This window comes from Enterobacter sp. FW301-JW81 (genome assembly GCF_058788735.1).
The window spans coordinates 61,812-75,009 of record NZ_JBYTBA010000007.1 but is presented as its reverse complement, the minus strand read 5'-3'; the positions used below and the strand labels follow the sequence as shown (position 1 = coordinate 75,009).

Genomic DNA, 13,198 nt, shown 5'->3' with positions numbered 1-13,198 from the left:
TCTCCTTACAGCGCGCAGGACACGCAGCCTTCAATTTCGGTGCCTTCCAGCGCAAGCTGGCGCAGGCGAATGTAGTAGAGCGTTTTAATGCCTTTCTTCCAGGCGTAGATCTGCGCCCTGTTGATATCCCGCGTGGTGGCGGTATCCGGGAAGAAGAGCGTCAGCGACAGCCCCTGATCCACATGTTTTGTCGCCTCGGCGTAGGTATCGATAATTTTTTCCGGGCCAATCTCATACGCGTCCTGATACAGCGCCAGGTTCTCGTTGGTCATAAACGGCGCAGGGTAGTAAACGCGTCCGGTTTTGCCTTCCTTGCGAATTTCAATTTTTGACACTATCGGGTGAATGCTCGACGTGGCGTGGTTGATGTAGGAGATGGACCCGGTCGGCGGCACGGCCTGCAGGTTCTGGTTATAGATGCCGTAGCGCATCACGTCATCACGCAGCTGCTGCCACATCTCCCGGGTGGGCAGAACGATCCCGGCGCGGGCAAACAGCTCGCGCACTCGCGCCGTTTTCGGCTGCCAGTCGCCTTCAAGATATTGGCTGAAATACTCTCCGCTGGCGTAGCGGGAGTGCTCAAAGCCCGCGAAACGCTGGCTGCGCTCGCGCGCCAGCATCATCGAGGTGTGCAGCGCGTGCCAGGTTATGGTGTAAAAATAGAGGTTGGTGAAATCCAGCCCTTCCGGGCTGCCGTAGGCAATGCCTTCCCGCGCCAGATAGCCGTGCAGGTTCATCTGTCCAAGGCCGATGGCGTGCGACGCGGCGTTACCCGCCTCAATGGACGGCACGCTGCGGATGTGGCTCATGTCCGACACCGCCGTCAGGCCGCGAATGGCCGTCTCTACCGTGCGGCCAAAGTCGGGGGAATCCATGGTATGGGCAATATTCAGCGACCCGAGGTTGCAGGAGATATCCTTGCCGATATCCGCGTAGTCCAGGTTCTCGTCGTAGGTTGACGCGCTGTTGACCTGCAGAATCTCCGAGCACAGGTTGCTCATGTTGATGCGCCCGGCAATCGGGTTGGCGCGGTTCACCGTGTCCTCGTACATGATGTACGGATAGCCGGACTCAAACTGAATTTCGGCAAGCGTCTGGAAGAAATCGCGCGCGTTGATGGTCTTTTTGCGAATCCGATCGTCGGCCACCAGTTCGTCGTAGAGCTCGCTGATGGCCACGTCGCCAAAGGCCTTGCCGTAAATTCGCTCGATGTCATACGGCGAGAAGAGCGCCATCTCGGCATTCTCTTTGGCAAGCTTAAAGGTGATATCAGGGATCACCACCCCCAGCGACAGGGTTTTGATACGGATTTTTTCATCGGCGTTTTCGCGTTTGGTATCCAGAAACCGCAGAATATCAGGATGGTGCGCATGCAGGTAAACCGCGCCCGCGCCCTGACGCGCGCCAAGCTGGTTGGCATAGGAGAACGCATCTTCCAGCATCTTCATCACCGGGATCACGCCGGAGGACTGGTTCTCGATGCGCTTGATCGGCGCGCCCGCTTCACGCAGGTTAGAGAGCAAGAACGCCACGCCGCCGCCGCGTTTCGAAAGCTGCAGCGCAGAGTTCACCGCGCGGCCAATCGACTCCATATTGTCTTCAATGCGCAGCAGGAAGCAGGAGACCAGCTCGCCGCGTTGGGCCTTGCCGCAGTTGAGGAAGGTTGGCGTGGCGGGCTGGAAGCGCCCGGAGAGGATCTCATCGGTGAGCTGTTCCGCCAGCGCTTCATCGCCCTGGGCCAGCGTCAGCGCCACCATCACGGTACGATCCTCAAAGCTTTCTAAGTAGCGTTTGCCGTCGAACGTCTTGAGGGTGTAGCTGGTGTAGTACTTCCACGCGCCGAGAAAGGTCTGGAAACGAAAACCGCTGGCGTGGGCGCGTTCAAACAGTCTTACCACGAAGGGGCGATCGTAGCGGGCCAGAACGCGCTCCTCGTAGTAGCCCTCGTTAACCAGATAGTCGAGACGCTCATTCTGGCTCGCGAAGGTCACGTTGTTGGGCCGCACGTGGGCGGCGAAAAAGGCGTCCACCGCCTCGCTGTCTTTATCAAACTGAATGCGCCCCTGACTGTCGTAGAGGTTAAGCATCGCGTTTAACGCGTGGTAATCCGGCGTCGCCTGAATTACCCGTTCTGCGGTTGTCGTTGCCAAAATTCGTTCACTCCTTTACGCACGTTTTCGACGTCCTGCTGCGTCCCCATTAGCTCAAAGCGATAGAGATACGGCACGCCGCATTTTTGAGAGATGACATCTCCGGCCCGGCCAAAGGCGTCGCCGAAATTGCGATTCCCCGCCGCGATCACGCCGCGAATCAGCTCGCGGTTATGGGGATCGTTCAGAAAGCGGATCACCTGGCGGGGCACAGCGCCCGCCGTACCGCCGCCGCCATAGCTCGGCACCACCAGAATGTACGGCTCCTCTACCCGGATGCGCTCCCGCTCGTTCAGCGGAATGCGCACCGCAGGCAGCCCGACGCGCTCAATAAAGCGGAGCGTGTTTTCCGAGCTGCTGGAGAAGTAGACCAGCGCACTCATGCACGCGTGGCCTGAGCGCTCAGGCGGTTGATCATGTCCGGGCGAAAGCCAGACCAGCTGGTCTCCCCGGCGACAACCACCGGAAGCTGACGGAAACCCTGCGCGCGCAGGGTATCGGCGGCCTCGGGCTGCTGGTCGATATTCACCATCTCAAAAGCCATCCCGCGGCTTTCCATCGCGCGTTTTGTGGCGTGGCACTGAACACAATCGTTACGAGTGTAAATAATAATGCTCATGATTCGTATTTCCATTTAAAATGAGAGAGCGGCGCGAATCATCGCGTCAGGTTGTGTCTGTCTTGCTAAAGGGAATACTAGATGTAGTTGTCTTAAGTTTCAACCATACAAGATATGGGAAATTCAGATTGATGTCGTCCCAATGATGAGCACAGCGGGGCAGGGCAGGCTATACGGGTTTTTCAGGCCATCAGGCAAAGAAAAGCCCCGGCAGCCGCTGGCTGTCGGGGCAGAGAAATGCGTTAGGTATCGTTATTTACGCAGGCTGAGCAGGGCGCCCACGAAGATACCGACCGCCGCGACCGTGCCCAGCGTACAGAGCGGTTTTTCGCGCACGAAGGTTGTGGCGCAGCTGACCGCGTCGCAGGCCGCCTGCGTCGTACGCGTACGTCCATTCAGACGCGCGCGGGTTTCACGGAGCAGAGACTGAGCCTTACGCTTTGCGGCATCCGCTTCGTCCTTCGCGTCACTTCCCCAGGACTTCAGCACCTCTTCCAGCGTGTCCGCTAATTGGCTGACATCATTACGAATATCCTGAGCGTCGTCATTAATATCGTTTCGGTTCGGTCTGTTAAACATACGATCCTCCGTAAATTTGTGTTCCCGTTCAGTTTAGTTCAGAAATTTAATATCTGAAGCGCATCACGCGTTATCCGGCAGTTTATGGACTATTCTGAAAGCCCTGCTAATGCTGAATACTGTAAGGTTGCCGGGCAGGAAAAGATAACGAGGAAAAGATATGTATTTACGACCTGATGAGGTGGCGCGCGTTCTTGAAAAAGAGGGATTCACCATGGATGAGGTGACATCAAAAGCGTATGGATATCGCCGCGGCGAGAATTATGTTTACGTTAATCGTGAAGCCAGAATGGGACGTACCGCTCTCATTATTCACCCGACGCTGAAAGACAGAAGTCTGTCATTCGCTGAGCCTGCCTCGGATATTAAAACCTGCGATCATTATCAGCAATTTCCGCTCTATTTAGGCGGAGAGACGCATGAGCATTATGGTATTCCGCATGGCTTCAGCTCGCGCATGGCGCTGGAGCGGTTTTTGAAGGGACTGTTTGGCGACGTACAGTAAATTTGCGACTGGCGTTCGCCAGTCGCTTCACATCACGCTTTTGCCTGGCTGTACTGGCTGACCTTAAACAGGCGGCGACAGTAGTCGAGAAAATAGCCGTAAACCGCACCCATCAGCATTGAAATCACAATATTTGAACTGACCGCCGCGGCAATCTGGTGCCAGTCCGCGCCCACCGTCAGCAGAATGGCCACGTAAACCGGAGACTGGAACGTCACATACGCCAGCACGTCCGCCAGGTTTTTCACCCAGCCGGCGGGGCTGATACGCCGCGCGAAGCGCATGACCGCATCGCGGTATAAACCATAAGGCCAGGCAATAATAATATTGACCGGGATCGCCACCAGTCGAGAAGAAAGTGACTGCTCGAAGGTCATTCCGGAGAGGAAAATTTCAATCAGCATGTTCACGACGGAACAGTAGACAACCATCGCGAAAGTATCCGCTACCGCATGGCGAAGGCGTGATTGCGGTGAGAACATGTCTGAACTCCTTGAGAAGAACACAAAAGAAACGATTTTCCCGAAGCGGTTAGTGCTTTAGGTTGGTTTGTTTGACGTGTATAGCGTATATCTCTATGTTTGAACTAACAACTAGTGATTAATTTTTATTTAATCGCGTTTTGTCGACAAAATTCTCTAAATTTGGTTGTTTTTTGTTCGGTTCGTTATAATCTGTCTCGATCAATGATTTTCATATAAAAATCAATCGATTGTTGTTGGTTGTGCTGCGGTGGGACTCGGTTCACTTGCGGGTAGCGCAGAATGCTGAAATTTGGATTAAAGTTAACCCTTTATATTGTTGTGAGTATTGAATTCGGGCGTATGCCGCAGGCGTCATAAGATAATATTACCGGCGATATTTAATCTTATTAACAGTAGGGGCGTACGGCAACGCGGGTAGATATTTAAACAGAAATGAATTATTCTGTCGGCGATTTATCTATTTACCCTAAAGAAAAGGTTTTCAAATAATATGTCTTTGACGTTACAGAATCTTAATAATATCCGAACTCTGCGGGCCATGGCGCGCGAATTATCCCTGGACGTTCTTGAGGAAATGCTGGAAAAGGTCAGGGTCGTTGCCGAAGAGAAACGTAGTGAACTGGCGGAATTAGAGCAGCAGCGCGCTGAACAGCAGGAGAAAATTAACGCCCTGCTGGAGCTGATGAAAGCTGACGGTATTTCACCGAATGACCTGCTGGGCACTGAGCTGGCGCAGGCGGGCAAGCCAGCGAAAAAACGCAAGCCGCGTGAAGCCAAATATCGCTTTATTGACCAGAACGGTGAAGAGAAAACGTGGACCGGCCAGGGCCGCACGCCGAAGCCTATTGCCAGCGCGCTGGCAAACGGTAAATCACTGGATGATTTTCTGATCTAATGCGTGAACCGGGCGGAATATTCCGCCCGGCTGTCTGTTCAGCAGACGCCAAAATCACCGTCTTCGGTATACGGTGCCAGATCGGCAGCTTTCAGAGTATATTTCTCGCCTTGCTCATTGCTGGACTGTACCGCCACAATGCTCTCACCATTCACTTCGAGCACCTTCAGCTTTGGGCCGCCTTTGCGCGGTTGTACATAATCACCGACAGAAAACATATTACCTCCTCTTCGTTTTAGCGATCTTCACCTTAGCCCACGTACGACGGCGGGTACAGCGTAATTCACCGTTTACTGCTTATGAGGTACGCCGGTTCCAGGGCATCACCTTGAGCAGCCGCGCCATGCCGCAAAAACCCGTCACACCCGCGAGCAGCAGCCCGGCCCCCACGAAACCGCTCAGCAGGAAAAAGCCGCTGGAGACGCTATAGCCCAGCACCACGCCGCAGAGAATGAGCAGCCCGGCGGCAATTTGTACCTGACGCATCAGCGGCAGCGGCTGGGATTTATCTTCGACGGTCTGTAGCCCGGCCTGCTTCCAGCCCTGAATGCCGCCTTCAACCACAAAAGCCTGAGCGGGCGCGGCAGCCTGTGCAAGGCGATCGGCATTCCCCGAGGTCCGGGCGCCGGACTGGCAGTGAAAAATTACCGTTTCACCTGCGTGCGTTTTAAGCCCCCCGGGCAGAGTATCCAGCGGCACGGACTGCGCGACGGGAATATGCTCGCGGGCGTACTCGTCGGCATCGCGGATATCAATCAGTCTGGCGCCTTCAGCGACGCGGGCGCTGGCCTGGCGCGGGGAGAGAAGAGGAAGTGACATGGCGGCTCCTTACGGACAATAAAGGGTTTTCAGGGTGCTGATAAGCTGATGCACCGCATCGTTTTTAATGAAATAAAGAATGCGCTGCGCGTCGCGGGTGCTGTCGATAAGGCCTTCCTCACGCATGCGCGCCAGGTGCTGCGACGTAGCGGACGCGCTAAGCCCCGTCGCACGCGCCAGTTCCCCCGCGCTGGTGCCGGGGGCACCGCACAGCGTGCAGAGGATCAGCAGCCGACGCGGGTTGCTCATTGCTTTTAAGAGTGTGGCGGCCTGCTCGGCGCTGGTCTGGAGTTGTTCAAGTTCAGTCATGGTAGTTTAGCATTTTCTTAATTAAGCAAATGCTAAACTAATCTAACGCTTTAAACCAGCGTCAAAAGCGTAAAAGAGGGTAAACGCGAGGTTAGGGACTGGTACAGACGGGTAAACGGGCTATGCTTAGAGAGTTCTCTTGATTATTTTCAATGGATTAGCTTGCACGGAGTTTTTATATGGGATTTTGGCGCATTGTTTTTACGATCCTCATACCGCCGCTGGGCGTGCTGTTGGGCAAAGGGCTTGGCTGGGCGTTTATTATCAACATTCTTCTGACGCTGCTGGGCTACTTCCCCGGCCTCATTCACGCGTTTTGGGTACAGAGCAAAAGCTAAGCGCGCCACAGTAAATCGCTATAGATATCGGTCAGCACGCCCGCTGGGCCAAACTGCTGTTTGATCCACCGCGTGACCTGACCGGTCGCGGCATGCTGCGTGGCGAGCAGCATGCGCGAGTCCTGACGCGGGTTATTAATCCGCCGCGTCACCAGCAGCCCGTCTTCCACCGCCTCGCGCGTCATATATTCCGGTAAAAAACCTATCCCTTCCCCCAGGATCTGGCACTGGCATTTGGTGTTAAAGTCCGGCACCAGAATGGCCTCCTGCCCGTGCAGCAGCCAGCCGACCTTCTTATTAATCGTGTGTGCGGTATCTTCAACCATGATGTTGGGGTACAGGCGCAGCTGGCTCTCCGCTATCGGTTCCGGGACGAAGGCCAGCGGGTGTTCAGGCGAAATGGCGAACACCCAGCGGATGGCGCCGATCTCGGTGTAATCAATCCCGCCGCCGTCGAGCAGCGTGTCCGGTGCGCCAATCGCGATATTGGCCTGGTTGTTAATGATGGAGTCCCAGACGCCGTTATACACCTCGGTAGTAACGGTGATCTGGCAGGTAGGAAACTGCTTTTTTAGCACCTGCAGCAGCCGCGCGGTATGGCGCGGGGTGTATAAAAGCTGATTGATACAGATGCGCACCCGCGCCTCAATGCCCTGAGAAATGGTATCTATGCCGCGCTTGATGGCATGGAAATCATTCAGCAGGTCGGTCGCTTTGCGGTAAAAGTAAAACCCGGACTCGGTCAGTTCAATGCTGCGCGTGTTGCGGACAAACAGCACCACGTCCAGCCCGGTTTCCATCCGCTTGATGGTGTAACTGATGGCTGAGGTAGTGACCCCAAGCTCGGTCGCCGCCTTGCTGAAGCTGCCGAAGCGTGCGGCGGTGGTAAAGGCCAGCAGGTTCTCTTCGGTAAAGATGGAATTCATATCGCTGCTCCCGTAAGCCATCAGTTTTGAACATATTTTAACAGCACCGTTACAATGCGCTTGATGTCGATCACAGTTCTGACGTTTAACGCCAGGCCGCGCGACATAAGGCTTTGTCAGGCATAAGCAGAATGCAGCCTTGCGCGTTTAAAAGCCCTAAAACATAAGAAAAAGGTTGCACGGCCGCACGTTTTAGCTGAACCGTTGAATTTAACTCAACAATGAATTGACTGTCGATGAATCATTTTTAAGCGGATTCTTTTATGACCAGGCTGTTGCTATTCTCAGGTCAATAGAAATAAAAAACATCGGAGTCTGAATATGTCTGAAACTGAACTCGTTACTGAATTTCTGCTGGCGGCAGAAGAGGGCAATAGCGATGCGCTAAAAGCCTGTCTGGAGAAAGGCGTGGATATTAACGCCACCAACCGCCAGAAAAGAACGGCGGTTATTATTGCCAGCCTGAAAAAGCATTATTCCTGCGTGGCGCTGTTAATTGCCGCCGGCGCGGATATTGATAAACAGGACCAGACCTGCTTTAACCCCTTCCTGATTAGCTGCCTGACCAACGATATTACCCTGCTGCGCCTCGTGCTTCCTGCAAACCCGGATCTTGACCGCCTGACGCGCTTCGGCGGCGTGGGCATTACGCCTGCCAGTGAAAAAGGGCACGTGGAGATCGTGCGCGAGCTGCTTGAAAGAACCGACATTAACGTCAATCACACCAACTTTGTCGGCTGGACGCCGCTGCTGGAAGCCATCGTGTTAAACGACGGCGGTGCAAAACAGCAGGAGATTGTGAAGCTGCTGCTGGAGCACGGCGCGAACCCGCACATGACCGATAAATACGGCAAAACCCCGCTCGAACTGGCGCGGGAAAAAGGCTTCGATGCGATAGCCGACCTGCTGCTGGCGGCGGGCGCGTAAAGCAATCGGCCAGCCGGGTCCGGCTGGCCGTTAATTTAAACAGCATTTTTACCGACGTGCATTTTGCACGACGGCGGCCCCCTTTTATCCGCATCCTGGAGAAAATAATGCCAACGAAAATCGTGATTAAAAAGAACACCTATTTTGACTCGGTCTCATTAATGTCCGTTTCCACCAAAGCCAATAAATTACCGGGCGTCGAGCAGGCCTTTGTGGCGATGGCGACGGAAATGAATAAAGGCGTCTTAAAAAACCTCGGGCTATTAACGCCGGAATTAAACGAGGCTAAAAACGGCGATCTGATGATCGTGATTAAAGGCGACGCGGCCAATGATGAAACCCTGGCCGCTATTGAGGCGCTGTTCACCCGTAAAGAGAGCGCGGGCTCCCATGAAGCGCGCTACGCCACGATTGCCAGCGCCAAAAATCATCGCCCTGACGCAAACCTCGCGGTCATTTCGGTGAACGGTACCTTCGCCGCGCGCGAAGCGCGTCAGGCGCTGGAAAACGACCTTAACGTGATGCTCTTCTCCGACAACGTGTCGCTCGACGACGAGCTGGCGCTGAAGCAGCTGGCGCACCAGAAAGGGCTGCTGATGATGGGGCCGGACTGCGGCACCGCCATCATCAACGGCGCGGGGCTGTGCTTCGCCAACGCGGTGCGCCGCGGGCCGATTGGCATCGTCGGCGCATCGGGCACCGGCAGCCAGGAGTTGAGCGTGCGCATCCATGAGTTCGGCGGCGGCGTGTCGCAGCTGATTGGCACCGGCGGGCGCGATCTTAGCGAGAAGATCGGCGGACTGATGATGCTCGACGCCATCGACATGCTGGAAGCCGACGAGGGCACCCAGGTTCTCACGCTGATCTCCAAACCACCAGCGCCAGCGGTGGCAGAAAAAGTGCTGGCCCGCGCCAGAGCCTGCCGCAAGCCGGTGGTCGTCTGCTTCCTCGGCCGCAGCGAACCGCCCGCCGATGAAGACGGCCTGCAGTTTGCCCGCGGCACCAAAGAGGCGGCTCTGAAGGCAGTCCTGCTTACCGGCATCAAAAAAGAGTCCCTGGACCTGCATCCGCTCAACTGGCCTTTGATTGAAGAGGTGCGCGCCCGCCTGACCCCGCAGCAGAAGTACATTCGCGGCCTGTTCTGCGGCGGCACCCTGTGCGACGAGGCGATGTTTGCGGCGCTTGCGAAATTCGACGACGTCTACAGCAACATTCAGCCTGATCCGGCCAGGCGCCTGAGTGACATCAGCGTCAGTAAAGCCCACACCTTCCTCGACTTTGGCGACGACGACTTCACCAACGGCAAGCCGCACCCGATGATCGACCCGACCAACCGCATCAGCCGCCTGCTGCAGGAGGCCCGCGACCCGGAGGTCGGGGTGATTGTGATGGACTTCGTGCTGGGCTTTGGCGCGCACGAGGACCCAGTAGGGGTGATGCTCGACGCCATCAAAGAGGCGCAGGCGATTGCGAAAGCCGATAACCGTCCGCTGGAGATCCTCGGCTACGTGCTCGGCACCGACCAGGATCCACAGCCGCTGGCGCAGCAGTGTCAGCTGCTCACCGACGCCGGCGTGATTTGGGCCAGCAGCAGCACCAACACCGGATTACTGGCCCGTGAATTTGTCTGCAAAGGGGAGAAAGCATAATGACGACCTTATTTAACCAGCCGCTGAACGTGATTAACGTGGGAATTGCGATGTTCAGCGACGATCTCAAAAAGCAGCACGTTCCTGTTACCCAGCTTGACTGGACGCCGCCGGGGCAGGGCAATATGCAGGTCGTCGGGGCGCTCGACCAGCTGGCCGAAAAACCGCTGGCGGAGAAGATCGCCGCCGCTAACCAAATCGCCCTTGAGCGCATTATTCAGTCCCATCCGGTGCTGGTGGGCTATGACCAGGCCATCAACGTTGTGCCGGGGATGACCCGCACCACCATTCTGCACGCCGGTCCGCCCGTCTCCTGGGAGAACATGTGCGGGGCGATGAAGGGTGCGGTCACCGGGGCGCTGGTATTTGAAGGGCTGGCGACGGATCTGGAGGACGCGGCCAGGCTGGCGGCTTCAGGCGACATCACCTTCTCGCCGTGCCACGAGCACGACTGCGTGGGCTCCATGGCGGGCGTTACTTCCGCGTCGATGTTCATGCATATCGTTGAGAACAAAACCTACGGCAACCGCGCGTTCACCAACCTCAGCGAGCAGATGGCGAAGATCCTGCGCATGGGCGCCAACGACCAGAGCGTTATCGACCGTCTGAACTGGATGCGCGACGTGCTCGGCCCGATGCTGCGCGACGCCATGAAGATTATCGGCGAAATCGACCTGCGCCTGATGCTGGCCCAGGCGCTGCACATGGGCGACGAGTGCCACAACCGCAACAACGCGGGCACCACGCTGCTGATCCAGGCGCTGACGCCGGGGCTGATCCAGGCGGGCTATCCGGTGGAACAGCAGCGCGAGGTATTTGAGTTTGTCGCCAGCAGCGACTACTTCTCTGGCCCGACGTGGATGGCGATGTGTAAGGCCGCGCTGGACGCCGCCCACGGCATTGAGTACAGCACCGTCGTTACCACCATGGCGCGCAACGGCTACGAGTTTGGCCTGCGCGTTTCCGGCCTGCCGGGGCAGTGGTTCACCGGCCCGGCGCAGCAGGTAATTGGCCCGATGTTCGCGGGTTATAAGCCGGAAGATTCCGGGCTGGATATCGGCGACAGCGCCATCACCGAAACCTACGGCATCGGCGGCTTTGCGATGGCGACGGCCCCGGCAATCGTTGCGTTGGTGGGCGGGACGGTGGATGAAGCCATCGACTTCTCCCGCCAGATGCGCGAAATCACCCTCGGCGAAAACCAGAACGTCACCATTCCGCTGCTTTCGTTTATGGGCATCCCAACCGCCATCGACATCACTAAAGTCGCCGGCACCGGCATTCTGCCGGTGATTAACACCGCCATTGCCCATAAAGACGCGGGCATCGGCATGATTGGGGCGGGCATCGTTCACCCGCCGTTTAGCTGTTTTGAAAAGGCGCTGTTGACCTTCCGCGATCGCTACTTTTTATAAGGCAAGCATCCATGAAAAACATGAAACTGGAGTGGAAAAGAGGTGACTGGGCGGCGTATTTCGGGTTGATGACCAACAACCTGACCAATTTGCTGACCATGATGGGGCTGCTCATTTTTGTCGTCGGCATCCCGAAGGAGATTGTTTATGGACGCATCGCGCCGGCCTTCGGGCTGGCGGTGCTGGCCGCGAGTATTTGCTACGCGTGGTTCGGCATGCAGATGGCGCGCCAGACCGGGCGCACGGACGTCACCGCGCTGCCGTCCGGCCCCAGCGCGCCGTCGATATTTACCGTGACCTTCCTGGTGCTGATGCCGGTTTATCAGCAAACGGGCGATGCGGAGTTCGCCATTCAGATTGGCCTGGTGTGGTGCTTTGTTGAGGCGATGATCCTGGCGGGCGGTTCGTTTTTAGGGGAAACCATCCGCAAGATGATCCCGCGCACCGTGCTGCTGTCGTGCCTGTCCGGCCTGGGCCTGCTGCTGCTGGCGATGAACCCGATGCTGCAGGCGTTCGAAGCGCCGACCGTGTCGTTCATCGTCCTGCTGCTGATCTTCATTAACTGGTTCGGTAAAAAGCCGATTTTCGCCAGAATTCCCACCGGTCTGCTGCTGCTGGTTGCCGGCACGGCCCTGGCGTGGATCTCCGGCCTGCAAAGCCCGGAAGCCATCAAAGCCTCGATGTCGTCGTTCGGCTTTAATCCGCCGCAGCTGCACGTGGACGGTTTCCTGCAGGGGCTGCCGCACGCGCTGCCGTATCTTGCCTCGGCGGTTCCGCTGGGCCTGGCAAACTACATCTTTGACCTGGAGAACATCGAAAGCGCCCACGCGGCGGGAGACGCCTACCCGACGCGCAAGGTGATGCTGGCGAACGGTCTGGCCTCCATGCTCGGCTGCCTGATGGGCAACCCGTTCCCGGTGACGGTCTACGTCGGCCACCCGGGCTGGAAAGCGATGGGCGCGAGCATCGGCTATACGCTGGCCTCCGGGGTGACCATGTTCATCGTGCCGCTGTTCGGGCTGGGGGCGTTTATGCTCGCCATCATTCCGATGACCGCCATCGTGCCGATTCTGGTGTTTATCGGCGTCGTCACCGCCAACCAGGTGGTGAGGGAAACGCCCAAAGTGGAGGTGCCCGTTATCTTCATCTGCCTGTTCCCGTGGATCGCCAACTGGGCGCTGACCATGATGAACAGCGTGATGGGCGCGGCGGGCACCAGCGCGGCGAAAATCGGCACCGACGTGCTGCACAGCAAGGGCATCTACTACGAAGGGCTGATGCATCTCGGCAACGGCGCGCCGCTCGCCAGCATGCTGTGGGGCTGTATCGCCATCTTTGCCATCATCAACAAGCCGCTGCGGGGCGCGATTGCCGCCGCCGTTGGGGCACTGCTGGCGCTGTTTGGCGTGATCCACGCCCCGGTGGTGGGCTTTGCCGAAGGCAGCTCGCTGATGTTCGTCACCGCGTATCTGATGATGGGCGGCATGTTTGTGGTGAAGCATGTTCTCGACAGCCGGGAAGTGGCGAGCGCTGCGGCACCGGTTTCTGAATCCTGATAATGCCTGATGTCCTCACCCTAACC

Annotated in this window: 16 protein-coding genes; 7 read left to right on the top strand and 9 right to left on the bottom strand. The window is 57.0% G+C overall.

Annotated features, from left to right (window positions below; translation table 11 throughout):
• Nucleotides 1-5 precede the first annotated feature (5 nt).
• From nrdE to AC3WOK_RS20025, 4 genes are all read right to left on the bottom strand, one after another.
• Nucleotides 6-2,150 carry a class 1b ribonucleoside-diphosphate reductase subunit alpha gene (nrdE, locus tag AC3WOK_RS20040; protein WP_492355019.1) on the bottom strand — a complete coding sequence of 715 codons (2,145 nt, stop codon included), beginning with the start codon at nt 2,148-2,150 and terminating at the stop codon, nt 6-8.
• Nucleotides 2,123-2,533 (bottom strand): class Ib ribonucleoside-diphosphate reductase assembly flavoprotein NrdI, encoded by a 411-nt coding sequence (nrdI, locus tag AC3WOK_RS20035; RefSeq protein WP_059312458.1) that lies wholly within the window; start codon nt 2,531-2,533, stop codon nt 2,123-2,125. The genes nrdE and nrdI overlap by 28 nt, the downstream gene beginning before the upstream one ends.
• The gene (nrdH, locus tag AC3WOK_RS20030) at nt 2,530-2,769 is read right to left on the bottom strand and encodes a glutaredoxin-like protein NrdH (RefSeq protein WP_492355018.1); all 240 of its coding nucleotides are present in this window, start codon (nt 2,767-2,769) and stop codon (nt 2,530-2,532) included. Before nrdH ends, nrdI begins: the two co-directional genes overlap by 4 nt.
• Before the next feature lie 252 nt (nt 2,770-3,021).
• Nucleotides 3,022-3,348 carry an ElaB/YgaM/YqjD family protein gene (locus AC3WOK_RS20025; RefSeq protein WP_008502569.1) on the bottom strand — a complete coding sequence of 109 codons (327 nt, stop codon included), beginning with the start codon at nt 3,346-3,348 and terminating at the stop codon, nt 3,022-3,024.
• Nucleotides 3,349-3,508: 160 nt separating this feature from the next.
• On the opposite strand from AC3WOK_RS20025, the gene AC3WOK_RS20020 reads away from it, so the two are divergent.
• Nucleotides 3,509-3,853 carry a DUF2002 family protein gene (locus AC3WOK_RS20020; protein ID WP_006811693.1) on the top strand — a complete coding sequence of 115 codons (345 nt, stop codon included), beginning with the start codon at nt 3,509-3,511 and terminating at the stop codon, nt 3,851-3,853.
• A 32-nt stretch (nt 3,854-3,885) separates the two neighbouring features.
• Here the strand turns inward: AC3WOK_RS20020 and alaE are convergent, their stop codons facing one another.
• Entirely contained in the window at nt 3,886-4,335 is a 450-nt protein-coding gene (alaE, locus tag AC3WOK_RS20015) for an L-alanine exporter AlaE (RefSeq protein ID WP_023617655.1), read from the bottom strand.
• 493 nt (nt 4,336-4,828) lie between these two features.
• Here alaE and stpA point away from each other — a divergent pair, with 493 nt between their 5' ends.
• Nucleotides 4,829-5,233, top strand: a complete 405-nt coding sequence (gene stpA, locus AC3WOK_RS20010; RefSeq protein WP_047348091.1) for a DNA-binding protein StpA — start codon at nt 4,829-4,831, stop codon at nt 5,231-5,233.
• A 38-nt stretch (nt 5,234-5,271) separates the two neighbouring features.
• On the opposite strand, the gene AC3WOK_RS20005 is transcribed toward stpA, so the two are convergent.
• The 3 genes from AC3WOK_RS20005 to AC3WOK_RS19995 all read right to left on the bottom strand — a co-directional run bounded on the left by AC3WOK_RS20005 (nt 5,272) and on the right by AC3WOK_RS19995 (nt 6,361).
• Nucleotides 5,272-5,451 carry a hypothetical protein gene (locus AC3WOK_RS20005; protein WP_492355017.1) on the bottom strand — a complete coding sequence of 60 codons (180 nt, stop codon included), beginning with the start codon at nt 5,449-5,451 and terminating at the stop codon, nt 5,272-5,274.
• Nucleotides 5,452-5,530: 79 nt separating this feature from the next.
• Nucleotides 5,531-6,052, bottom strand: coding sequence for a rhodanese family protein (locus AC3WOK_RS20000; protein ID WP_059312462.1), 522 nt, complete (start codon nt 6,050-6,052; stop codon nt 5,531-5,533).
• A gap of 9 nt (nt 6,053-6,061) precedes the next feature.
• Nucleotides 6,062-6,361 (bottom strand): ArsR/SmtB family transcription factor, encoded by a 300-nt coding sequence (locus AC3WOK_RS19995; protein ID WP_059312463.1) that lies wholly within the window; start codon nt 6,359-6,361, stop codon nt 6,062-6,064.
• A gap of 179 nt (nt 6,362-6,540) precedes the next feature.
• Here AC3WOK_RS19995 and AC3WOK_RS19990 point away from each other — a divergent pair, with 179 nt between their 5' ends.
• Nucleotides 6,541-6,699 (top strand): YqaE/Pmp3 family membrane protein, encoded by a 159-nt coding sequence (locus tag AC3WOK_RS19990; protein ID WP_059312464.1) that lies wholly within the window; start codon nt 6,541-6,543, stop codon nt 6,697-6,699.
• Here AC3WOK_RS19990 and AC3WOK_RS19985 read toward each other — a convergent pair.
• The gene (locus tag AC3WOK_RS19985; protein WP_059312525.1) at nt 6,696-7,625 is read right to left on the bottom strand and encodes a LysR substrate-binding domain-containing protein; all 930 of its coding nucleotides are present in this window, start codon (nt 7,623-7,625) and stop codon (nt 6,696-6,698) included. The two genes, AC3WOK_RS19990 and AC3WOK_RS19985, sit on opposite strands and share 4 nt — an antisense overlap.
• A gap of 321 nt (nt 7,626-7,946) precedes the next feature.
• Between AC3WOK_RS19985 and AC3WOK_RS19980 the strand changes: the two genes are divergently transcribed.
• The 4 genes from AC3WOK_RS19980 (at nt 7,947) to AC3WOK_RS19965 (ending at nt 13,172) form a co-directional block, all read left to right on the top strand.
• Nucleotides 7,947-8,552 (top strand): ankyrin repeat domain-containing protein, encoded by a 606-nt coding sequence (locus AC3WOK_RS19980; RefSeq protein WP_492355016.1) that lies wholly within the window; start codon nt 7,947-7,949, stop codon nt 8,550-8,552.
• A 107-nt stretch (nt 8,553-8,659) separates the two neighbouring features.
• Nucleotides 8,660-10,201 carry an acyl-CoA synthetase FdrA gene (fdrA, locus tag AC3WOK_RS19975; RefSeq protein WP_492355015.1) on the top strand — a complete coding sequence of 514 codons (1,542 nt, stop codon included), beginning with the start codon at nt 8,660-8,662 and terminating at the stop codon, nt 10,199-10,201.
• The gene (locus AC3WOK_RS19970) at nt 10,201-11,616 is read left to right on the top strand and encodes a YlbE family protein (RefSeq protein ID WP_492355014.1); all 1,416 of its coding nucleotides are present in this window, start codon (nt 10,201-10,203) and stop codon (nt 11,614-11,616) included. Before fdrA ends, AC3WOK_RS19970 begins: the two co-directional genes overlap by 1 nt.
• Nucleotides 11,617-11,627: 11 nt before the next feature.
• Complete coding sequence (locus tag AC3WOK_RS19965; protein WP_063428890.1) at nt 11,628-13,172, top strand: hypothetical protein; 1,545 nt, start codon at nt 11,628-11,630, stop codon at nt 13,170-13,172.
• Nucleotides 13,173-13,198 lie beyond the last annotated feature (26 nt).